Origin of the sequence: Mesorhizobium sp. M0898, assembly GCF_040319695.1 — a bacterium.
Taxonomy (GTDB): Bacteria; Pseudomonadota; Alphaproteobacteria; order Rhizobiales; family Rhizobiaceae; genus Mesorhizobium.
Genome location: NZ_JAMYOE010000022.1, coordinates 1 through 20,293, shown reverse-complemented (window position 1 = coordinate 20,293; position 20,293 = coordinate 1). Strand labels below are relative to the sequence as shown.

Genomic DNA, 20,293 nt, shown 5'->3' with positions numbered 1-20,293 from the left:
GCGCGGCTTTCCGCGCATCGCCATGGCAGGGACACTCTTTTCGCCACGTAAGCAAAAGGCGCCCCGAAAGGCGCCTCTTAATCGCTTGATTCCCCTCAAGGAAACTGGAGCGGGTGAAGCGATTCGAACGCTCGACCCCAACCTTGGCAAGGTTGTGCTCTACCCCTGAGCTACACCCGCTCGCGCGGCTTTTGGGCCGCAAGCCGCGCCTATATGGCTGAAGAGCGCGGCGATTGCAACAGGGAATTCGCAGGCTTTTTGCTTCGTCGGCAATGCGGACAAGCCTCCTGCGAGACGTCGCAAGGCAATCGCCCCCGCGTTGCGCGACGGGCTTGTCTTGGCCGCATCATTGGCCGTAAACGGCGTTAGCCGAACAAGCCGTTGAAAGCGGGCCATCAGAAGAAAGACCCATGCCGAAGACCGAAGCCGAACTTTTCGCCTTTCTCGCCGGACTCGGGATCGAGGTATCGACGCGGCGGCATCCGCCGCTGTTCACGGTCGCCGATTCGCAGGCGCTGCGCGGCGAGATTGCCGGCGGCCATACCAAGAACCTGTTCCTCAAGGACAAGAAGGACAATTTCTTCCTGGTCAGCGTCGGCGAGGAGGCGATGGTCGATCTCAAGCATATACACCATCTGATCGGCGCTGCCGGGCGCGTGTCCTTCGGCCGGCCGGAGATGCTGATGGAGCTTCTCGGCGTCGTCCCGGGCGCGGTCACGGTGTTCGGGCTGATCAACGACACCGAGCGAAGGATCAAGGTCGTGTTGGACGAGGAGCTGATGAGCCATGCGTTGGTCAATGCCCACCCGCTGACCAACGAAGCGACGACTTCCATCGCTGCCGCGGACCTGGTCAAATTCGTCGAGGCAACCGGACATGATGCTGTTATCTTGAAAGTCTCGGCATGATCGCCACATGGGTGACTGAAACCGGGTTCTAAAGAAGGATGTTGCGCCCGTCCCTTGGCCGGCGGCGCGACCGAAAGGCGACGAGATGAGTGATAGCAACCCCTTTGGCGGCCCATTTGGCAGCAATGGCGGCCGGTATGCCACCACCGTGCAATATGGCGGCACCGATGCCGCGCGTGAGAAGGTCGCGCTTGCGGAGGCGCCGGCCGACGTCATCAAGGACACAACGACCGCTGGATTTGCCGCCGACGTGATCCAGGAATCGCGTCACCAGCCGGTGCTGGTCGATTTCTGGGCGCCGTGGTGCGGCCCTTGCAAGCAATTGACGCCGCTGCTGGAGAAGGCGGTGAAAGCCGCCGGTGGCAAGGTCAAGCTGGTCAAGATGAATATCGACGACCATCCATCGATCGCCGGCCAGCTTGGCATCCAGTCGATACCGGCGGTCATTGCCTTCAAGGACGGCCAGCCGGTCGACGGCTTCATGGGCGCCATTCCCGAGAGTCAGATCACGCAATTCATCCAGAAGGTCGGCGGCAAGAACGGCGGTGCGCCGCAAGTTGCCGAGGCGCTGGCCGCGGCCGCCGAAGCGCGCGACGCCGGGGACGTGCAGACGGCGGCCGACATTTACGATGCCATCCTGGAACAGGCGCCGGAGACGATCGAGGCGATCGCTGGCTTGGGCGATCTGCTGTTCGAGGCCGGCGATGCCGAAGGTGCCGAGGCGGTGCTGGCGCGGGCGCCGGAAGCAAAGAAGGATGCGCCCCAACTCGCCGCGCTGCGGGCCAAGATGGCGCTCGCCGCGCAAGCAGCAGTGCTCGGCAATCCGGCGGAACTGGAACGGCGGCTGGCCGAAAATCCCGGGGATCACCAGGCACGGTTCGAGCTTGCCATGATCCAGAACGCCAAGGGTGATCGCATGGCGGCGGCCGACAATCTGCTGGCGATCATCAAGGCCGATCGCTCGTGGAACGACGACGGCGCCAGAACCCAGTTGCTGCAGCTCTTCGAGGCATGGGGCATGACCGACGAAGCAACGCTGTCGGCACGGCGCAAACTGTCGTCGCTGCTGTTTTCCTGAGCCGGCGCAGACTGTTTTGTCGCGCGGGCTTGCGGTGGGCCGCGGCTGCGCCAGATTAGGTTTTCGGACGGCGTTCGATTTCAGGTTTCCGGTGTTGCGCCTTGTGCCGGCCGGGAGGAGACGGATTTGGTGCGCTTCCTGACAAAGCGATCGGAGGATTGAGGTGCAGGCGGGAAACGCGCATTACCGGCTCGCTGCGGACTTACCGTCGACCATGCCGATCTTTCCGCTTGAGGGCGCATTGCTGCTGCCGGGAGGCCGCATGCCGCTCAACATCTTCGAGCCGCGCTATCTGCAGATGGTCGACGAGGCGATCGCCGGGCCGCGGCTGATCGGCATGATCCAGCCCAGCCTTAACGGTGCGCTGCGTCCCGACGGCGAGCCGGAGCTCTGCAATGTCGGCTGCGCCGGGCGCATCATTGCGCTGTCCGAGAGCGGCGACGGCCGTTACCTGATTTCGCTGCAGGGCGTGTGCCGGTTCCGTATTGTCCAGGAGCTCACGGTCAAAACACCGTTCCGGCAGTGCCGGTTGGCACCCTTTCTCGCCGATCTCGACGAGGAGCAGGCAGACGCCGAGATCGACCGGCCGGCGCTGCTCAAAGCGTTTCGCGCCTATCTGCAGGCTAACGATCTGGAGGCCGACTGGGAAAGCGTCAGCCGCGCCGAAAACGCCATGCTGGTCAACGCACTGTCGATGATGGCGCCCTACGGGCCGGCCGAGAAACAGGCGCTGCTCGAAGCGGCCGATCTGAAGACACGCGCCGAGACCCTGATCGCCATCACCGAAATGGCGCTGGCGCGCGACAATGAGGATTTCGGTTCGAGTTTGCAGTAGGTTCTTGCCTTCTCCCCTTGTGGGAGAAGGTGGATTGGCGCGCAGCGCCAAGACGGTTGAGGGGTGCTGGACGGAGTGTCGTCGGTGCCAAGCTGGAACACCCCTCATCCGACCGAGCTTCGGCCGGCCACCTTCTCCCACAAGGGGAGAAGTAAGTTCGCGCTCGAAACCTTAACCCGATTGCCCTGTGGAAGGACAAACCAAATGGCGGATGGACGTGACGGGAACAGGACTGTCGACCCCAAGCTGCTGGAACTCTTGGCCTGCCCGCTGACCAAGGGGCCGCTTGCCTGGGATCCGGAGCGCGGCGAGCTTATCTCGCGGGTGGCAAAGCTTGCCTATCCGGTGCGGGACGGCATTCCGATCATGCTGCCATCGGAAGCGCGTGTCATCACCATAGATGATGCCATGCCACCGCCGCCGCGCCTGGGTGGAACGCCCTGAGTGCTGCGGTTCAGAGCCGCTCCGTCGCGATCTTTCGCGCCTCTATTGAAAATTGCGCCCTTTGGGCATGACCTTCTCTGCCTTTCCCAATAGTTCCGTTTGCGCGATGCTGCCGGGCTGAGCCTCGTCTGCACTGCTCGACAGTCTGTCCGCCGGCCTTGCCTGCTCAAGCAGCACCGACAGCCACGGCGTCAGATCCTCGACCTTCTCGGCGACGATATGGATGACGTCCGATTCCGATTGCAGCTTGCCGGTGACGCGGATGAGACGCGCGCCCATGACGATGGGGCGGAAGCGGTCAAAAGTCCTTTCCCAGAAAATGATGTTGGCGACCGCATTCTCGTCTTCCAGCGTCAGGAAAATCGCCTTGCCATTGCCCGGCCGCTGCCGCACCAGCACGAGGCCGGCGACCGAAACGCGCCGGCCGTCCCGCACCTGGCCGAGCCGCACATTGGGCGTGACGCCGGAACGATCCAGCCTTTGACGCAGGAAGGCGACCGGGTGCGCCTTCAGCGACAGGCCAAGCGAGCGGTAGTCGTGGACGACGTGCTCGCCGAGCGGCATTGTCGGGAGCCTGGTTGCAGGCTCCAGATCGCGCAAGCGGATCGCCGGCTGGTCGAACAGCGGCAGCTTTTCGGCGGCACTCTTGCCGTCGAGCGCGCGGACCGCCCATAGAGCGTCGCGACGGTTCAATCCAAGCGACCGGAAAGCGTCGGCCTGCGCCAGTTTTTCGATCTCGTCGACGTTGAGGCCCGAGCGCAGCCAGACGTCGCGTATGGATGCATAGCCGGCGCCGCGCCTCGACACAAACGCTTCCATGCGCTCCTTCGACAGGCCCTTGACCTGGCGAAAGCCGAGCCGGACGGCATGGCTGGTCCGGATGACGCCGCGCATCTGGGCATGGCGGTCAAGGATACGATCTGGATCGAAAGGCGATTTCTCCAAGGCGCAATCCCAGCCGGAAAAATTGACGTCGACCTCGCGGATCTCGACGCCGTGGTCATGCGCGTCGCGGACAAGCTGGGCCGGCTGGTAAAACCCCATCGGCTGGGAATTCAGGATCGCGGCGCAGAACACGTCGGGATAGAAGGTCTTGAACCAGCAGGAGGCATAGACCAGCAGGGCGAAGGAGGCGGCGTGGCTCTCGGGAAAGCCGTATTCGCCAAAACCCTCGATCTGCTTGAAGCAGCGCTCGGCGAAGTCTTTTTCGTAGCCCTTGGCGACCATGCCGTCGACCATTCTCTTGCGGTAATTGCCGATCGTGCCGGTGCGCTTGAATGTCGCCATGGCGCGGCGCAGTTCATCGGCCTCGCCCGGCCTGAAGCCGCCAGCAACGATGGCGATCTTCATCGCCTGCTCCTGGAACAGCGGCACGCCCAGCGTCCTGCCGAGTATTTTTTCCAGTTCCGGCTTGGGATATTCGGGTTTTTCCTTGCCTTGCCGGCGGCGCAGATAAGGGTGGACCATGTCGCCTTGGATCGGGCCGGGCCGCACGATCGCCACCTCGATGACGAGGTCGTAAAAGCTTTTCGGCCGCAGCCGCGGCAGCATCGACATTTGCGCGCGCGATTCGATCTGGAAGACGCCGATCGTGTCGGCACGGCAGATCATGTCGTAGACATGCCTGTCCTCGGCAGGCAGAGTGGCCAGCACATAGGGCAGGCCGTACGCGTCCCGCGCCTGCGGATAATGATCCTGGAGCAGGGTGAAGGCGCGCTGCAGGCAGGTCAGCATGCCGAGCGCCAGCACGTCCACTTTAAGGATTTTCACCGCGTCGAGATCGTCCTTGTCCCACTCGACCATCTTGCGCTCGTCCATCGCCGTCTTGACGATGGGCACGATCTCGTCGAGCCGGTCCCGGGTGATGACAAAACCGCCGACATGCTGCGACAAATGACGGGGAAAGCCCATGATCTCGTTGGCGCATTCTATCACATGCCTTGTCGATGGATCGGTCCGATCGAGGCCGCCGGCCTTTGTCTCCTTTTCGCCGAGCTCCGAGGTCGACCAGCCCCAGATCGAACTGGACAGCGCGCCCCGGACGTCGTCCGACAGGCCCATCGCCTTGGCCACTTCCCGCATCGCCGAGCGGCCCCGGTAGCTGACGACGGCGGCGGCCAGCGCGGTGCGCTTGGTGCTGTATTTGGAATAGATGTACTGGATGACCTCCTCGCGCTTTTCATGCTCGAAATCGACGTCGATGTCGGGCGGCTCGTTTCTTTCCTCGGAAATGAAGCGCTCGAAAAGCGTTTCGATCTTGTCCGGGCCGACTTCGGTGATGCCAATGCAGAAGCAGACGATCGAGTTGGCGGCAGAGCCGCGCCCCTGGCAGAGAATGTTCTGGCTGCGGGCGAATTTGACGATGTCGTGGACAGTCAGGAAATAGCGCGCGTAGTTCAGACGCTCGATCAGAGCGAGCTCCTCCTCGATGCGCTGCGTCACAAAAGCGGGCACGCCCGAGGGGTAGCGGATGGCGGCTCCCTCCTTGGCCAGCCTTTCCAGTTCGGCCTGCGGCCCAAGACCCGATTCCGTCGGCTCGTCGGGATAGTTGTATTGCAGGTCACTGAGCGAGAAGGTCAGCTCGCCGGCAAAACGCAGCGTTTCCGCCAGCGCTTGCGGATGCCTGCGGAAAAGCCGTGCCATCTCCAGCGGCGGCTTTAAGTGACGCTCGGCATTGGCCGCCAGCTCCAGCCCCACCTCGGCGACGGGCACATTGAGGCGGATCGCCGTCAGCACGTCCTGCAGCGGGCGCCGTTCCGACGTATGGTAGAGAACATCGTTGGTCGCCATCAACGGGATGCCGGCCAGATCCGCCATCGCCGCCGCCTGCTCGATACGGAAGCGGTCGTTGCCGCGGTAATCCGGCGAAACCGCAAGCCGCAGGTTTTCACCGAAACGATCCCTGAGCCGGCTAAGGAGTGCGAGGCTGGTTTCCGCGTCCGCCGACACATCTGGCAGTATGGCGAGCGACAGGAGATCGCCCCATTCGAGAAGATCGCTCTGTTTGAGGAGCGTCGCCCCTTTTTCGTTCTCGTCACGCAGATTGGCCTGCGTCAGCATGCGGCAGAGATGACCCCAACCCTTGCGATCCTGCGGGTAGGCGAGGATGTCCGGCGTGCCGTCGCAAAAAACCAGGCGGCAGCCGGGATGATAGGAAACACCCTCCACCTTGGCCTGCTGCCAGGCGCGCACCACGCCCGCCACCGTGTTGCGGTCGGCGAGACCGATCCCCGAAAACCCCAGGAATTTTGCCGCGACCACCAGCTCCTCCGGTTTCGAGGCACCGCGCAGAAACGAGAAGTTCGACTGGATGCCGAATTCGGCATAGGGGTTGGCCGTCAGCGCATTCATGCGAAGATCCCATGCATGAACCAGCGCGGCGAGGGCTGCGAGGCGCCGTAAAGCCCCTGGCGATAGAGCCAGTAACGGCGGCCGTCGGCATCCTCGATGCGGAAATAATCCCGGGTCGGGGCATCTTCTCGTCCCGCCGCCCCTCGCCACCATTCCGGCGCGATGCGCTCCGGCCCTTCGGCGCGCGCGACCCGATAGAGCGCGCGCCGCCAGCGGAAGTTCAAAGGCGGGCCTTCCGGCATTTCGGTGGCCGGCACCTCGATCGGCTCGGGCGAACGGAAAAGCCGGATCGGCCGTTCCGGCTGGAAGACGGTCGTGGGAGCGTCCTTCGCCTTGTCCGGCTGCTTCGGCGGCGAGCTTCTCTGCGGCGCCTCCGTGAAGGGAAGGGTGGCGACGGCGCGCTCCGGCAAATGGCTCTCGACGGCGACCGGCTTCAAGACCGCGCCTTCGCCGAGCCGGGCGCGAATGCGGTCGGCAAAAAGCGCGATATCGGCACCGTCGTCGCTCGTCTCGCCGGCAAGGTCGGCCTGCTGCATGTCGAAGGCGGCGGCGGTCAGCACCGAAAGGCGCACGAGATCGAAGCCATAGCCGGCGTCGATATCCTGTTCGAGCGCGGCAAGCCTTTCGTGGAACAATTTCTGGATCAGCCGCGGCTCGCGCAGAGGCCGCGAGGTGCCGACGGCGATGCGGCTGACGCCGCCATCGACGCGGAAAAGCAGCAGCGCCAGCCGCCTTGCGCCCTCGCCGCGACGCTCGAGGTCGCTCTTCAAGGTGGTCGCCAGCATGCCGGTCAGCCGCTCGATGTCCTCGGTCAGCATGATCGGCTCGGCAAGGTGACGCTCGACCGAAAGCGGTGCCACCGGCAGGCGCGGCGACACGGCCTCCTCGAGGCGGCCAAGCGCCTGGTCGAGGCGCAAGAGCAGCGATGCGCCGAAGCGGCGGGCCAGCGGCGCGCGCGGTGCCGCCATGACGGCGCCCGCCGTGCGCAGGCCGACGCTTTCGAGGCTGGCGCGTACCTCCGGGTCGATGCGCAGCGCCGCCAGCGGCAAGGGCGCGAGAAGCGCTTCCTCCCCACCATCGGGCACGATGCGGTCGCCAGCAAACCGCGCCGCCGCCCAGGCAGCACCAGGCGTGGCGGCAAGCCCGGCGCGGACATCGAAGCCCTGATGGAAAAAACGCGACAGGATATCATCCAGCATCGAGCGTTCGCCGCCGAAAAGATGGGTGCAGCCGGTGACGTCGAGATAGAGGCCGTCGGTCCCGTCAAGCGCCACCAGCGGGGTGTAGCGGTCGCACCAGTCGGCGAGGCCTTCGAGCAGGCGCCGGTCGGCCTCCGGATCGGCCTCCACGATGTCGATCGAGGGATGCATGGCGCGTGCGTCGGCTATGCCCATGCCGCGCTTCAGATTAAGCGCCTCGGCCCGTTCGTCGAGGGCGGCGATGCGCTGGGTGTTCCCTTGGCGATGGCTGATCACCAGCGGCAGGTGATCCGACGGCCGGGAACGCCAGGACCGCCCCAGACGCTGCCGCAGGATCCTCTCGGCGGCGAGATGCGGAAACCACAAGGATAGGATTCTTTGGCCGTTCTGGGGCCCATTCCTGAGACCTTCCTTGCTCGCCCCGTCTTTCTTCGAATATGCGTTCATCGGGGTTCCACTCCAGTGTGAATTTTCCGGGCAAGGCCGTGCGGCTCTTGCCGATGGCGACGGTGAAGGCGGGCCGGCCGATCGAGTCGGCGAGCGGCCCGGCAAGCGTCTTACGCGTTGCCGCCGGTGCCGCCGACAGGATGAGGCGGACGGGCGCTGCCGTCGGTTCGGGCTCGCCGGCCTGGCGCAGCAGGAACAGCGGCCGGCCCGCACTCTGCGCGCGGGCGTGCAGCCGCCGCGTCGCGGTGAGGTCAAGCCGCTGCGGGCTGCCGCGGATTTCGAGGATGACGGCGGCCAGCGCCGTCATCCGGGCAGCCTCCTCGGCGATCCACAGCGCATCGAGCAGCCTTGGCGCCTCGGAAAACAGCAATTGCTCCGGCTCGATGCCGAAGAAGGCGTGAAGCCCCCTGGCATAGGGAAAGCCGGCCTCGCGGAAAACCTCGGATGTGCCGATCCACAGCACCGGCAATTGCGGCCCCTGGCTGAGGATCAGGCTGACGAGCGACAAGGCAAAACCGGCAACGGCCCCGGCATCGCGGGTCGCGGCGCCATGAAACTCGCTCACCGCCGCCTTCGGCAGGCCGCCGCTCAGCGCGGCATCGAGGCGCTCGGCGCCGGTGCGCAAAAACGCATCGGGCGGCGCCACGGCAAGGCCGCGCCGGACAATGGTCAGATTCCGAGCGGGTGTCGGATGCCGAGAGGGTGTCAGACTCTGACGAGGGACATCCGCGTCAAACGACGAACTGGCCGGCGCCTCCAGGCGCTCGGGCAAGGTCCCTTCGATCTTCGCGATCTGGCGGCGCAGGGCAAAAACAGTCTCCCGCGCCACGGCGCTTGTCGCCATGACGGTCAGCTCCACTCACACTTGTTCCTGTTATGTTCTCTAGGATTCCAGAGGTCGCCCGAAGAGTCAAGCGGAGTCATGGGGAATTTATTCCTGTAGTGGGGGCATGGCACGGGCACTCCAGCCCGACCATTTGCCGAGTCCGGCCTGAAAGCCTATATGCCGGGATCAAAGGACAAAGCATGGCTCGCATCTACCAAACACGCATCTGGCACGACCAGCTTTCGCCAACGATGGAGGAAATCGAGCTCCTGGCGCTGGAGGCCTATGCCCATCTGCCGGAGGACTTTCGCAAGTTGACCGGCGAGATCGTCATTCAGATCGCCGAATTCCCGACCGACGAGATCATGGACGACCTTTCGCTGGAAACGCCCTTCGACCTGCTCGGCCTGTTCGAGGGGCGCGGCATCGCCGAGCGCTGGAATCCGCAGACCGGCGAGGGGCCGAACCGCATCACCCTCTATCGTCGCGCCATCCTCGACTACTGGGCCGAGAACGAGGAAACGCTGGGCGACATCGTCACCCATGTGCTGATCCACGAGATCGGCCACCATTTCGGCCTGTCGGACGACGATATGGAGAAGATCGAGGAAGCGGCTGAATAGCACTCAGATGACAGAAGCAGAATTTGCCGATCTGATCGATTGCAATTGGCCATATCACGACATTTCAGTGAGCCGGGTACTGATCGAATCCGCAGTGAGGATTTCGCCGAATGCCGCATTCTTAGCACTTAGCGAGCTTTGCCACCTGCCCGCAAGTGCTGCCGTCGAGCCCGCCATTCTCCTAGCTCTGGTCGACTTTTGGCTATCCGAAGTCGACCACCCGGTGGCATCTCTGACTGCAGAATGCGCGATCTCCTTGATCGAACGCAAGCGCCTGCCGGTTCCCGAGATACTTACAAAGATGGGTTACGTCTCCGGTTATCCCGGTCTCCTTGCAGCACTATCGATACTCTATTTCAGCTGCGATGACATCGACGGGCTCGCAGACGCGCGGCTCAACGAAATCAGAGCCGTCTGGGAAAGGCTGCCGTAGCCGGTAGCACCTTACCAATCGCTGAGCTTGGTGTCGGGGCCGTATTCCTGGCCCTCGATGTCCTTCACCACGGCCTGGCCGCAGCGCATGGTCTTGGCTTCCTGGTCATAGGCATAGGTCGGCGAGCCGAACAGGTGCCAGCCCTTGTTCAACGCCGCCGTCACCTTGTGGCAGAAGCTGGAATCGTCCGGACCGGACAGAAAACGGTAGAGTTTCATTCTTCAATCCTGTCGTCAGTTGCGTTAGTCATGCGCGAACAGCGGCGGCCTTCGCCAGCAGTTTTTCGGCCTGCGCCAGATGCAGCCGCTCGACCATCTTGCCGTTCAGCGCAACTACCGCCCTACCGGTATTTTGGGCGAGCGCGAAGGCATCCTTGACCGCGCGCGCCTCGGCTATTGCTTCGGGCGACGGTGCAAAGGCGTGGTTCGCGGCTTCGATCTGAGCCGGATGGATCAGCGACTTGCCATCAAAACCCATGGCGGCCGCTTCCGTGCACTCGCGCGCAAACCCGTCCATATCGCGAAAAGCATTGAAGACGCCATCGAGCAGGTCGAGGCCGCCGGCGCGCGCGGCGAGCACCATCTGCATCAGCCATGGAACGAGATAGCGCCGATCGGCCGTGGCGAGAATGCCGGTGTCCTTGACCAGGTCGTTCGTTCCGGCAACGAAACAAACTAGGCGAGAGGCCGGGTCGCGGCCGAGCTCAGCGATCGGCCCGATATTGAGCAGCGCCCTGGGCGTCTCGATCATCGCCCATAGCTTGACTTCGTCGGCGATAAAATTGTCGTCGAGCACGTCGCCGGCCTCGAGAATGTCGCGCGGCGTGTCGACCTTGGGCAGCAGGATGGCGTCGGGCGAGCATTTTGCCGCGGCCAGCAGGTCGGCGCCGCCCCACTCGCTCGACAGCGCATTGATGCGCACGACCATCTCGCAGCGCCGGTTGGAATGGCCGGCGAAAATCGCCACCAGCTTTTCGCGCGCGGAAGGCTTGTCGGCCGGGGCGACGGCGTCCTCGAGATCGATGACGACGGTATCGCAGGCCAGCGATTGGATCTTGGCCAGCGCCTTGTCGTTCGAAGCCGGGATGTAAAGCACCGAGCGGCGCGGGCGGTAGCTTTCGGTGGTCATCTCCGATCTATGCCGTCTGCAGCCGGCCGAGGCAAGCCGTGCATAAAAACTGCACGCAATTTCGGAAAATCTCCTCGTCTCCGCCCCGCTTGCCACCCGACCGGATGCGACAAGGGCGGCATGCAAGAGCAAACGAACTCCCGTTGGTCCCTGCCGTACCGGCTTCGCCGCGAAAGCTGGTGGCTCGTCGATCCGCCCCGGACTTCGGTAAACCTCCTTCCTTTCGTCCGGAAATCCCCGTCCACCGGCCGCATCAAAGCCGCCGAGAAAGCCCGATCATGATAGTATTCCTCCCGGCGGCGCCGAGCTATTGCAACCGCTTCGGCGTTGCCGTCCTGCTCGTCGCGCTGGCCGATTTTTTCTTCTATGGCCAACCGGCGGGCATCACGCTTTTCCTGTTCGGCGTTGCGATTGCCGCGGCGAGCATGGCTCTCCATCCTCTCGGCTCCTTCAACGATGGCAAATTCTGGTTCAAGCCGGTTGCGCTGCTCATGGCGCTGCTGCCGCTTGTGGAAAATGTCAGCGCACTGTCCGTCTCGATCGCGCTGGCGGGGCTGGCCATCTTCGCGCTTTCACTGGCCGGACGGTTGCGGCGCGGCCTTGCCCGTATTGCCGGCCAACTCTCGCTGTTCCTGGTTGCAACGCCATTTCGGCTCGTTCTTGATTTCTTCCGCTGGCGCATGGCGGCGCGGCGGCTTGGCCGGCGGCGCGTGCGCCTTGCGGCGATCGCCGTCTGGGTCATGCCGCTGGGCCTCGGCGCAGTGTTCCTCGCGCTGTTCGGCGCCGCCAATCCGGTCATCGAATACTGGTTTTCGCTGATTGATCTCTTCGCCCTGCTCAACCTCATGCAGTTGCCGCGTCTTGCCTTCTGGCTATTCGCGCTCGCCGGCGTATGGGCCTTTCTGCGGCCGCGCCTGCCGCGGCTTCTCCGGCATATTCCCCGGTTGGGAACGCCTGCCAGCACACCGACGAGGCCAGCCATAAGTCCCACGATCGAAGACATCGTCTTCGGCAAGGCCGCTATCCTCCGCGCGCTCGTCGTCTTCAACATCCTGTTCGCGGTGCAGAGCGCACTCGACGCCACCTATCTGTGGGGCGGCATCGCGCTTCCCGACGGGCTGACCTATGCCGCCTACGCGCATCGCGGCGCCTATCCGCTGATCGTCACGGCGCTGCTGGCCGCCGGCTTCGTGCTGGCGGCGCTGCGGCCGGGAAGCGCGACCTCCGGCGATCCGCTCATCCGCCGGCTGGTTTATGCCTGGGTGGCGCAGAACATCCTCCTGGTGATCTCGTCGATCCTGCGGCTCGATCTCTATATCGGTATCTATGCGCTGACCTATTGGCGTGTCGCTGCGTTCGTCTGGATGGGGCTGGTGGCGGCGGGCCTTGTCCTGATCATGGCCCGCATCGCGCGCGAAAAGTCCAACGAATGGCTGCTTGCCGCCAATCTTCTGACGCTATCGGCGACGCTCTATGCTTGCTCGTTCATCAACTTTGCCGCGCTGATCGCCAACTACAATGTCGACCATTGCTTCGAAATGACCGGCCAAGGCACCCAGCTCGACGTCTGGTACTTGCGCTCGCTCGGGCCCGGCGCCTTGCCGGCGCTCGATCGCTTCGTCCAGCACCAGAGCAGGACGGTTTCCGCGGAGGATGCCTCCATCCGCGAACTCGCCGGCTGGTATGCACAGGACGAAGCACGCTTCCGCGCCGGCCAGGAGAACTGGCGGGGCTGGAGCTTTCGTGACTGGCGGCTCAACCGCGCCCTCGACAGGCGTGGCCCGTTCGTGGTTCCTCCGATGTCCGAACCCTTCATGCCGGGCCGCTGATTTGATGCCGCACCACATACTGGTCGCCGACGACGACCCGCACATTCGCGAAATCATCTGCTTCGCGCTGGAAAAGGCCGGCATGAAAACGCTGGCGGTGCCGGACGGCGCGGCTGCCTTGCAGGCGATAGAGCGCCATGCGCCCGATCTCGTCGTGCTCGACATCGGCATGCCGGAAATGGACGGGCTGGAAGTGTGCCGGCGGCTGCGCCACACATCCGACCTGCCGGTGCTGTTCCTGTCCGCGCGGGATGAAGAGATCGACCGCGTGCTCGGGCTGGAGATGGGCGGCGATGATTATGTCACCAAGCCGTTCAGCCCGCGCGAGCTGGTCGCCCGCGTCAACGTCATTCTGCGCCGCGCTCGGCCCACGCCGGAACCAGCCGACGACCGGCAATTCTCGCATGGCAGACTGTTGCTGGTTCCGGCAAGCCATACAGCCAGCTTCGACGGCAAGCCGCTGGCGCTGACGTCGATCGAATTCGCGATCCTGAAAGGCTTTTTGGCGCGGCCGGCGCATGTGCTTGGCCGCGACATGGTGATGGCCAACGCCTATGCGGCCAATATCCATGTCGCAGACCGCACCGTCGACAGCCACATCCGCAATATCCGCGCCAAGCTGGCGGCCGTCGGCTGCGTCGATGCGATCGAGACCGTGCACGGCGTCGGTTTTCGGCTGGGCGGATGCGGCGCGTGAGCGCCCAAGAACTGATTGGCAGCAAATGGCGGCCTCGCCTCGCCACGGTCGTCATCGCCATCCTGATCATGGTGATGGCGCTGCCGCTGGCCGGCCTGTTTTTCTTCCGGCTCTACGAGAACCAGCTGATCAGGCAGACCGAGGCCGAGCTGATCGCCCAAGGCGCCGCCCTTGGCGCGATCTATGCGCAAGAGGTCCGTGAGGCCGGCCTTGCCCCGGAAAAGCTCGGCGCACCCGTGCCTTCACCCAACACCAGCGATCGGGCTTCTCCCTACCAGCCGATCGAACCGCGCCTCGATCTTGCGTCCGACAGGATCCTGCCGACCCGGCCCGCGGCCACCGCGGCCAGCGCCGATCCCGCCTTCGCTGCAATCGGCGCACGCCTGTCGGACATTCTTGCCGAGACGCAGAAGACCACGCTCGCCGGCTTCCGGCTGCTCGATCCCAGAGGCGTGGTCATCGCCGGCCGTGAGGAGGCCGGCCTGTCGCTCGCGGCTGTCGACGAGGTTCGCGCAGCGCTTGCCGGCCGCTACGCCAGCGCGCTCAGGCTGCGGGTTCCCGACCAGCCGTCGCCGCCGCTCTATTCGGTCAGCCGCGGCACCAAGGTTCGCGTCTTCGTCGCCATGCCGGTTGCGGTCTCCGGCAAGGTCGCCGGCGTCGTCTATCTGTCGCGGACGCCGAACAACATCGTCAAGCATCTCTATGGCGAGCGCGGCAAGGTGGCGCTGGCGGCAATCGCCATCCTCGGCGGCGCGCTGCTGATCGGGCTGGTCTTCCTGCGCGCCGTCAGCCGTCCGATCTATGCGCTGATGGAACGCACGAAACGCATCGCCGCCGGCGACCGCGCGGCGATCAGGCCGCTCGATCACCACGGCACGCGCGAAATGGGTGAACTCTCTGCTGCTTTCCTCGACATGGCCGAAAAGCTGCACGCACGCTCCGACGGCATCCAGACCTTTGCCACCCACGTCTCGCACGAGCTCAAATCGCCGCTGACGGCGATCCAGGGGGCCGCCGAACTGCTGCGCGATTCGGGCAGCGCGATGGACGAGGCCGAGCGGCGGCGTTTTTCGGACAATATCGTCACCGATGCCGGCCGGCTCAACCTTCTGGTGCGCCGCCTGCTCGACCTGGCGCGCGCCGAAAATCTCGAACCGAGCGGCGAAAACACGTCGCTCACTGCTGCACTGGCGCTGCTGCCGGCCGACGACAGGCTGGCGCTGCGCCTCGAGGCGGGCGCCCAGATCAGTCTGCGCATATCGGCCGAAAACGCGGCGATCGTGCTGGCCAATCTCATCGACAATTCGGCGCGGCACGGCGCAACGCTGGTTTCGATCACGGCCGCAAGCGCGGACGGCAAGGCCACCATCGTGGTCGCTGACGACGGCGCCGGCATTTCGCCCAGCAACCGAGGCCGCATCTTCGAGCCGTTCTTCACCACGCGCCGCGATTCCGGCGGCACCGGCATGGGCCTCGGCATCGTGCTGGCCCTCCTGAAAGCGCATGATGGCACGATCCGGCTGGTTGACTCGGCGAGCGGCACGCGCTTCGAGATCATCCTGCCGGCGGCGTGACTCGGCGATTCAGACCGGAAGGGCGAAAAGGTGCATTACGACATCGTCATCATCGGCGGAGCCATCGTCGGCTCGTCGGTTGCCTATTACCTGCGCAAGGAAGGGTTTTCGGGCTCGATCGCGCTTGTCGAGCGCGACCCGCAATTTTCCCGCGCCGCGACCACGCTGTCCTGCGCCTCAATCCGCCAGCAGTTCTCGATCCCGGAAAACATCCGGCTGTCGCAATTCACGCTGAAACTGTTCCGGCGGCTCAGGGAAGAGTTTGGCGCGGACGCCGATATCGGCTTTCGCGAAGGCGGCTACCTCATCCTTGCCGGCGAGAACGGGCTGCCGATCCTGCGGGCCAACCACGAGGCGCAGATGGCCGAGGGCGCCGACATCGTGCTCGAGGATGCCGAGGCGCTCGTCCGCCGCTTTCCGTGGCTGTCGGTCGAGGGCATTTCCGCCGGCGCCTATGGCCGCAGCGGCGAAGGCTGGTTCGACGCGCATGCGATGCTGATGCTGTTCCGCAAGGCACTGCGAAGCAAGAACATTGATTTCATCACAGCGTCGGTGACCGGTATCGAGCGGCAGGGGAAGCGCGTCGCCGGTGTGACCCTCGACAATGGCGAGCGGCTCGAGGCCGGCACCGTCGTTAACGCCGCCGGGCCGAATGCCGGCAAGGTGGCAGCAATGGCCGGGCTGGCGCTGCCGGTGGAGCCGCGCAAGCGCAATGTCTTCGTCTTCGAGGCGCGCGAAAAATATGACGACATGCCGCTGCTGGTCGACCCGAGCGGCATCTATGTCCGGCCGGAGGGCTCGGTCTACATCACCGGCGGCGCCGAGCCGGAAGAGGGCGAAGGACCGGCCGACCCCGCCGACTTCGACCCCGACTGGCCGCTGTTCGAAGAGGTGATCTGGCCGGTGCTGGCGACCCGCATTCCGGCCTTCGAGGCGATCAAGCCGACGCGCGCCTGGGTCGGCCATTACGACTACAATACGCTCGACCAGAACGCGGTGATCGGCCCGCACCCGGAGGTCGGCAATTTCCTCTTCGCCAACGGGTTTTCCGGTCACGGCTTGCAGCAGGCTCCGGCGGTCGGCAAGGCGCTGGCCGAACTGATAGTACATGGCGGCTATCGCACGGTGGATTGCTCGGCGTTCGGGTACAGCCGGATCGCCGACGGGCGGCCGTTTCGGGAATTGAATGTAATTTAACGCTGGCGCGAAGGGATGCTACCGTTGCTTGGTGGATTGAGCCGCCACCAAGCCGCCCGTACCAAGATACGCCTGAAGCCAGCCCAGCACCCGGGCCCAGCCTTCGGCATGCTTCGTTGCGGCAGCAGCGAGGCCGGCGAAGCCGCCATGGCAGATGGTGACGCGTGTGCCGCCGGCGATCGGCTCCAGCAGCCAGGCGACTTCGGTTTCGCGGCGGCCAAGCGTCGGATGGTCCCAGTCGTATCTCCGCGTCTGCACGATCCGGCGCGGCTCTTCGATCTCCAGGAATTCGCCGCTGGCGGGCAGGTGTCTGCCGGCCGCCGTCTCGACGGTGACGCTCCAGCGGCCGCCGACGCGGAGGTCGGCCGCCCATCCGGTCATCCGGTAGGTCCTGGCGGACCCCCACCAGCGCTCGACCTCGCGTGTAACGAGCGCGTCAAATATCCGCTCGGGCGGCGCGCGAACATCGGCGCTCGCCATGACGGTCTCGCCATTGGTCATGCTGTGCACCGCGGAACCGTGCATCACCTGTCCTCCAGAAGGTTTCGCTATCGAAACGACCTCAAGTTTTCGACGCCGGGCGCGACAGGCCTTTGCCGGTTTCGAGCAGGCTCTTCAGGCTGGACAGGATGAGCGGCCAACCGTTCGCCACATGGCCAAGCAGCTTGTGCGGTCCATCGGCTTCGTGTGTGATGGCGAGCTTCATCATCTCGCCCTCCTGCTCGATGGCGAAGGTGCAGCGTGTGTAGCCGTCCGCCTTGACCTCGGGCATGAACTCGTTGCGCCATTTGAGCACGATGCGCTTGGGTGGATCGATCTCGAGGACCTCGCCGCTGTCGGTGACGCGGCCGTCGGTGTAAACCATCTTCCACGCCGAACCTTGTTTCCAGTCGCTTAGCATCTGAGCGCCGAGGAAATATTGCCGCTGGAACTCCGGCTCGGTCAGTGCTTGCCAGAGTTTTTCGGGCGAGGTGCGGATGTAGGTGACATAAACGAAAATGTTGCTCATCAGTCTTCCCTTTCGAGACGTTTCTTCAAATCGCCGAGGGCGCCCAGTCGCCCCCGCTCGAATTTGCCGATCCAGCGTTCGGCGATCTCGTTGATGGGAACGGGATTCAGATAATGTTGCTTCTCGCGTCCCTTGCGGATGGTGGCGACGAGGTTTGCTTCTTCCAGGATCGCCAGATGCTTGGTCACCGCCTGGCGCGTCATGTCCATCTCACCGCACAGCGCGTTCAGCGTCTGCCCGTTCCTGGCATGAAGGCTGTCCAGCAACCGCCGGCGTGTCGGGTCGGCCAAGGCGCGAAAGACGGCATCCATGCTCATGACTCTAATATGCAACCATTTGGTTGCATGTCAAGAGGCAGAATGCGCGGGTTGAGGTCGCTGGGAGTGGATTTCAGCGCTTGCGGCCGAACCAGAATGCGTTGGGCATGCGCTCCATGCCGATACGCTGATAGAAGCCGACGGCGTCGGGCATGGAGATCAGGCTGATGGCAACGGAAGGTCCGAGTTGCCGGCGTGCCTCATCCATCAGACCCTTGCCGATACCCAGCCCTTGCGCCGATGCAGAAACAGCGAGCTCGGAGATATAGCAGACCCAGGAAAAGTCGGTGATGCCGCGAGCGATACCAACCAGCGGCTTGCCCGGCGCATCGATGCGCGCGGTGAGCACCAGGTCGGCACTCGTGAGCATCGCCTTCAAACGGGCATGATCATCGGCGGGCCGTGTCTCGCCGAGGCCGGATTCCACCAGAACGCGGCGGAACTCGGCGATGCCGAGGCCCGGTTCGCTGGCGTAAAGGATCGTGGATCGCGTTGTCATGTCGACAAAAGTGCACCATGGGCCGGTGGTTTTGAAGCTGTTTGTACCGATTTTGTGTTTCGATCGACGACGGAAGTCCAAAAACAGCCGTCTTTTATTTGCCCGCGGCATTGTGTAAACCGGGCGCCAGCAATTCCCCGCAACGAGAAGAAGACGGGCAAGAACCATGGAAAAATTCACCAAGCTCACCGGTGTCGCCGCGCCGATGCCGATCGTCAATGTCGACACCGACATGATCATCCCCAAGGATTATCTCAAGACGATCAAGCGCACCGGACTCGGCACCGGCCTGTTCGCCGAAATGCGTTACAAGGACGACGGTTCGGAAAACCCGGACTTCGTGCTCAACAAGCCGGCCTACCGCAAGGCGCAGATCCTGGTCGCCGGCGACAATTTCGGCTGCGGCTCGAGCCGGGAACATGCGCCGTGGGCGCTGCTCGATTTCGGCATCCGCTGCGTGATCTCGACCTCGTTCGCCGACATTTTCTACAACAACTGCTTCAAGAACGGCATCCTGCCGATCACCGTCAGCCCGGAAGACCTGGAGAAGCTGATGGACGATGCCTCGCGCGGTTCCAACGCGACGCTGTCGGTTGATCTCGAAGCCAAGGAAATCCGCGGGCCGGACGGCGGCGTGGTCAAGTTCGACCTCGACGAATTCAAGCGCCACTGCCTGCTCAACGGGCTCGACGATATCGGTCTGACCATGGAGAAGGCCGGCGCCATCGCTTCGTTCGAGAAGAAGAACGCTGCTGAGCGCCCCTGGGCCTGAGCGGTAGGATGACCTGGCCGCGACAGGCCGGGTTCGTGGCGGCTGAACGGAGGGGACAGTCATGACACGTTCGCTTCTTGCCGGAGCCTGCGCGCTGGCGTGGATTCTGATGCCGGTGGCAGGCGCGCATGCACAGACCGACATGGTGCTCGTGCCGGCTGACGATGCGTCCGGCGGGGCCGCCGACCAGGGCGCGGTGAGCAATGCGGCCCTAGCCGACAATGACAAACAGGCGCCGGTCCCGTTCGAGGGCGGCCAGCTGACCATCACTCAGGAGGAAGAGTACGGGGAACGGGTGCTCGCCTTCGACGGCAAGGAACTGGCGCGCAATTACGACGTCTTCTTCGACAAGATCGTCGAGGTCGGCGGCGTCAAGGTGGCGCTGGTCGATGTCGGCGACGGCGGCAATCAATGCGGCCCGGCCAAGGTGATCGTGTGGAAGCCGGAAGGCGGCACGATCCAGACGACCACGGTCGAGCAGGATGAATGCGGCGCGCCGCCGGCCGCGATCTCCGACAGCGCCATCTATTTCGTGCCCTATCTTTTGCCGGGCGATTCCAAGCCGGCGCTGCAATGGTCGCCGACGGACGGACTGACGACGTCCGGCAATCTGACCTACATGCCGGAGCTGGGCACCGACTGGAAGGACGTTGATCCGTCGAAATACGACAACATCATCGACGCCTTCCACAATGAAGCGGTCTACAAACTAGCCGAGACACTGCTTGGCAAGGACATGCCCGACATGGCGACCAGCCTGCTGGTCGGCGGCGGCACGGAAAAAACCGCGTCGGGCGCCTTTTTTGCGAGCGGCTGCGTGCCGCATGATTGCGGCGGCAATGACGGCTTCATGGCGGTCGACCCGGTCAACCGGAAGCTCTATTTCGCCCGCCGCGGCGACAAGCCCGAGCCGGACGCGTGGCCAGCGGTGAGTACATGGCCGGCCGACGTCAAGGAAGCGCTGGACAAGGCGCTGGGGTCGGCGAATTAGGTTTTTTGCGCGGCGCGGCGACTACCCTGCTTTCGTCATCCTCGGGTGACCCTAGGATCCATATGTGGACGGCGCCCTGCCTGCAACGGTTGTTTTGCGTCGTTTTCGATCGCTTGCGTCCATATGTCCGGCCTTT

21 protein-coding genes and 1 tRNA gene are annotated in these 20,293 nt (G+C 64.2%); 12 read left to right on the top strand and 10 right to left on the bottom strand.

The features are described from left to right. Nucleotides 1-105 precede the first annotated feature (105 nt). Nucleotides 106-180: transfer RNA gene (locus NKH90_RS21275), tRNA-Gly, on the bottom strand. 230 nt (nt 181-410) lie between these two features. Here NKH90_RS21275 and NKH90_RS21270 point away from each other — a divergent pair. The 4 genes from NKH90_RS21270 (at nt 411) to NKH90_RS21255 (ending at nt 3,265) form a co-directional block, all read left to right on the top strand. Continuing rightward, entirely contained in the window at nt 411-908 is a 498-nt protein-coding gene (locus NKH90_RS21270; RefSeq protein WP_352684434.1) for a prolyl-tRNA synthetase associated domain-containing protein, read from the top strand. Between the two features lie 85 nt (nt 909-993). Further along, on the top strand, nt 994-1,986 hold the full coding sequence (gene trxA / locus NKH90_RS21265) for a thioredoxin (protein ID WP_352458335.1): 993 nt from the start codon (nt 994-996) through the stop codon (nt 1,984-1,986). A 163-nt stretch (nt 1,987-2,149) separates the two neighbouring features. Then, nucleotides 2,150-2,821, top strand: coding sequence for an LON peptidase substrate-binding domain-containing protein (locus tag NKH90_RS21260; RefSeq protein ID WP_352470870.1), 672 nt, complete (start codon nt 2,150-2,152; stop codon nt 2,819-2,821). 204 nt (nt 2,822-3,025) lie between these two features. Then, complete coding sequence (locus NKH90_RS21255) at nt 3,026-3,265, top strand: Trm112 family protein (protein ID WP_023675986.1); 240 nt, start codon at nt 3,026-3,028, stop codon at nt 3,263-3,265. 42 nt (nt 3,266-3,307) lie between these two features. Here NKH90_RS21255 and NKH90_RS21250 read toward each other — a convergent pair whose 3' ends face one another. From NKH90_RS21250 to NKH90_RS21240, 3 genes are read right to left on the bottom strand one after another with little or no spacing between them, the layout of a single operon-like run. Beyond that, complete coding sequence (locus NKH90_RS21250; protein WP_352820736.1) at nt 3,308-6,616, bottom strand: error-prone DNA polymerase; 3,309 nt, start codon at nt 6,614-6,616, stop codon at nt 3,308-3,310. Continuing rightward, on the bottom strand, nt 6,613-8,091 hold the full coding sequence (locus NKH90_RS21245) for a DUF6504 family protein (RefSeq protein ID WP_352458333.1): 1,479 nt from the start codon (nt 8,089-8,091) through the stop codon (nt 6,613-6,615). The genes NKH90_RS21250 and NKH90_RS21245 overlap by 4 nt, the downstream gene beginning before the upstream one ends. Next, nucleotides 8,024-9,106, bottom strand: a complete 1,083-nt coding sequence (locus NKH90_RS21240; protein ID WP_352820734.1) for an ImuA family protein — start codon at nt 9,104-9,106, stop codon at nt 8,024-8,026. The genes NKH90_RS21245 and NKH90_RS21240 overlap by 68 nt, the downstream gene beginning before the upstream one ends. A 182-nt stretch (nt 9,107-9,288) precedes the next feature. On the opposite strand from NKH90_RS21240, the gene NKH90_RS21235 reads away from it, so the two are divergent. Then, the gene (locus tag NKH90_RS21235) at nt 9,289-9,711 is read left to right on the top strand and encodes a metallopeptidase family protein (protein WP_023680515.1); all 423 of its coding nucleotides are present in this window, start codon (nt 9,289-9,291) and stop codon (nt 9,709-9,711) included. A 7-nt stretch (nt 9,712-9,718) separates the two neighbouring features. Further along, the gene (locus NKH90_RS21230; RefSeq protein ID WP_352820733.1) at nt 9,719-10,144 is read left to right on the top strand and encodes a hypothetical protein; all 426 of its coding nucleotides are present in this window, start codon (nt 9,719-9,721) and stop codon (nt 10,142-10,144) included. 11 nt (nt 10,145-10,155) lie between these two features. On the opposite strand, the gene NKH90_RS21225 is transcribed toward NKH90_RS21230, so the two are convergent. Both NKH90_RS21225 and NKH90_RS21220 read right to left on the bottom strand, forming a co-directional pair. Continuing rightward, nucleotides 10,156-10,362 carry a DUF1737 domain-containing protein gene (locus NKH90_RS21225; RefSeq protein ID WP_352470863.1) on the bottom strand — a complete coding sequence of 69 codons (207 nt, stop codon included), beginning with the start codon at nt 10,360-10,362 and terminating at the stop codon, nt 10,156-10,158. A gap of 28 nt (nt 10,363-10,390) precedes the next feature. After that, the gene (locus NKH90_RS21220) at nt 10,391-11,272 is read right to left on the bottom strand and encodes an HpcH/HpaI aldolase/citrate lyase family protein (RefSeq protein ID WP_352820732.1); all 882 of its coding nucleotides are present in this window, start codon (nt 11,270-11,272) and stop codon (nt 10,391-10,393) included. Nucleotides 11,273-11,550: 278 nt separating this feature from the next. Between NKH90_RS21220 and NKH90_RS21215 the strand changes: the two genes are divergently transcribed. Genes NKH90_RS21215 through NKH90_RS21200 form a run of 4 tightly spaced genes read left to right on the top strand, consistent with a single transcriptional unit; the run spans nt 11,551 to nt 16,569 of the window. Then, nucleotides 11,551-13,101 (top strand): DUF4153 domain-containing protein, encoded by a 1,551-nt coding sequence (locus NKH90_RS21215; RefSeq protein ID WP_352820730.1) that lies wholly within the window; start codon nt 11,551-11,553, stop codon nt 13,099-13,101. A 4-nt stretch (nt 13,102-13,105) separates the two neighbouring features. Beyond that, nucleotides 13,106-13,798: a response regulator transcription factor gene (locus tag NKH90_RS21210; RefSeq protein ID WP_352594351.1), complete on the top strand. Its 693-nt coding sequence runs from the start codon at nt 13,106-13,108 to the stop codon at nt 13,796-13,798. Then, complete coding sequence (locus tag NKH90_RS21205) at nt 13,786-15,372, top strand: ATP-binding protein (protein WP_352820728.1); 1,587 nt, start codon at nt 13,786-13,788, stop codon at nt 15,370-15,372. Before NKH90_RS21210 ends, NKH90_RS21205 begins: the two co-directional genes overlap by 13 nt. Nucleotides 15,373-15,402: 30 nt before the next feature. Continuing rightward, nucleotides 15,403-16,569, top strand: a complete 1,167-nt coding sequence (locus NKH90_RS21200; protein ID WP_352770338.1) for an NAD(P)/FAD-dependent oxidoreductase — start codon at nt 15,403-15,405, stop codon at nt 16,567-16,569. Nucleotides 16,570-16,587: 18 nt separating this feature from the next. On the opposite strand, the gene NKH90_RS21195 is transcribed toward NKH90_RS21200, so the two are convergent. The 4 genes from NKH90_RS21195 to NKH90_RS21180 all read right to left on the bottom strand — a co-directional run bounded on the left by NKH90_RS21195 (nt 16,588) and on the right by NKH90_RS21180 (nt 18,394). Next, entirely contained in the window at nt 16,588-17,094 is a 507-nt protein-coding gene (locus NKH90_RS21195; RefSeq protein WP_352820727.1) for an SRPBCC family protein, read from the bottom strand. A gap of 37 nt (nt 17,095-17,131) precedes the next feature. Next, nucleotides 17,132-17,578, bottom strand: a complete 447-nt coding sequence (locus NKH90_RS21190; RefSeq protein WP_352820725.1) for an SRPBCC family protein — start codon at nt 17,576-17,578, stop codon at nt 17,132-17,134. Beyond that, nucleotides 17,578-17,889, bottom strand: a complete 312-nt coding sequence (locus NKH90_RS21185; RefSeq protein WP_352450226.1) for an ArsR/SmtB family transcription factor — start codon at nt 17,887-17,889, stop codon at nt 17,578-17,580. The genes NKH90_RS21190 and NKH90_RS21185 overlap by 1 nt, the downstream gene beginning before the upstream one ends. A 79-nt stretch (nt 17,890-17,968) precedes the next feature. Beyond that, the gene (locus NKH90_RS21180; protein WP_352820778.1) at nt 17,969-18,394 is read right to left on the bottom strand and encodes a GNAT family N-acetyltransferase; all 426 of its coding nucleotides are present in this window, start codon (nt 18,392-18,394) and stop codon (nt 17,969-17,971) included. A gap of 166 nt (nt 18,395-18,560) precedes the next feature. Between NKH90_RS21180 and leuD the strand changes: the two genes are divergently transcribed. Beyond that, nucleotides 18,561-19,166 (top strand): 3-isopropylmalate dehydratase small subunit, encoded by a 606-nt coding sequence (gene leuD, locus NKH90_RS21175; protein ID WP_352541962.1) that lies wholly within the window; start codon nt 18,561-18,563, stop codon nt 19,164-19,166. Between the two features lie 61 nt (nt 19,167-19,227). After that, complete coding sequence (locus tag NKH90_RS21170) at nt 19,228-20,157, top strand: Ivy family c-type lysozyme inhibitor (RefSeq protein ID WP_352748975.1); 930 nt, start codon at nt 19,228-19,230, stop codon at nt 20,155-20,157. Nucleotides 20,158-20,293: the final 136 nt, after the last annotated feature.

What these genes read in the sequence shown, in the direction of transcription:
- NKH90_RS21215 (WP_352820730.1), top strand. Translation starts at nt 11,551, where the DNA reads ATGATAGTATTCCTCCCGGCGGCGCCGAGCTATTGCAACCGCTTCGGC.
- NKH90_RS21220 (WP_352820732.1), bottom strand. Translation starts at nt 11,272, where the DNA reads ATGACCACCGAAAGCTACCGCCCGCGCCGCTCGGTGCTTTACATCCCG.
- NKH90_RS21255 (WP_023675986.1), top strand. Translation starts at nt 3,026, where the DNA reads ATGGCGGATGGACGTGACGGGAACAGGACTGTCGACCCCAAGCTGCTG.
- NKH90_RS21190 (WP_352820725.1), bottom strand. Translation starts at nt 17,578, where the DNA reads ATGAGCAACATTTTCGTTTATGTCACCTACATCCGCACCTCGCCCGAA.
- NKH90_RS21205 (WP_352820728.1), top strand. Translation starts at nt 13,786, where the DNA reads ATGCGGCGCGTGAGCGCCCAAGAACTGATTGGCAGCAAATGGCGGCCT.
- NKH90_RS21195 (WP_352820727.1), bottom strand. Translation starts at nt 17,094, where the DNA reads ATGCACGGTTCCGCGGTGCACAGCATGACCAATGGCGAGACCGTCATG.
- NKH90_RS21230 (WP_352820733.1), top strand. Translation starts at nt 9,719, where the DNA reads ATGACAGAAGCAGAATTTGCCGATCTGATCGATTGCAATTGGCCATAT.
- leuD (WP_352541962.1), top strand. Translation starts at nt 18,561, where the DNA reads ATGGAAAAATTCACCAAGCTCACCGGTGTCGCCGCGCCGATGCCGATC.
- NKH90_RS21185 (WP_352450226.1), bottom strand. Translation starts at nt 17,889, where the DNA reads ATGGATGCCGTCTTTCGCGCCTTGGCCGACCCGACACGCCGGCGGTTG.
- NKH90_RS21225 (WP_352470863.1), bottom strand. Translation starts at nt 10,362, where the DNA reads ATGAAACTCTACCGTTTTCTGTCCGGTCCGGACGATTCCAGCTTCTGC.
- NKH90_RS21170 (WP_352748975.1), top strand. Translation starts at nt 19,228, where the DNA reads ATGACACGTTCGCTTCTTGCCGGAGCCTGCGCGCTGGCGTGGATTCTG.
- NKH90_RS21250 (WP_352820736.1), bottom strand. Translation starts at nt 6,616, where the DNA reads ATGAATGCGCTGACGGCCAACCCCTATGCCGAATTCGGCATCCAGTCG.
- NKH90_RS21235 (WP_023680515.1), top strand. Translation starts at nt 9,289, where the DNA reads ATGGCTCGCATCTACCAAACACGCATCTGGCACGACCAGCTTTCGCCA.
- NKH90_RS21210 (WP_352594351.1), top strand. Translation starts at nt 13,106, where the DNA reads ATGCCGCACCACATACTGGTCGCCGACGACGACCCGCACATTCGCGAA.
- NKH90_RS21180 (WP_352820778.1), bottom strand. Translation starts at nt 18,394, where the DNA reads ATGACAACGCGATCCACGATCCTTTACGCCAGCGAACCGGGCCTCGGC.
- trxA (WP_352458335.1), top strand. Translation starts at nt 994, where the DNA reads ATGAGTGATAGCAACCCCTTTGGCGGCCCATTTGGCAGCAATGGCGGC.
- NKH90_RS21270 (WP_352684434.1), top strand. Translation starts at nt 411, where the DNA reads ATGCCGAAGACCGAAGCCGAACTTTTCGCCTTTCTCGCCGGACTCGGG.
- NKH90_RS21240 (WP_352820734.1), bottom strand. Translation starts at nt 9,106, where the DNA reads ATGGCGACAAGCGCCGTGGCGCGGGAGACTGTTTTTGCCCTGCGCCGC.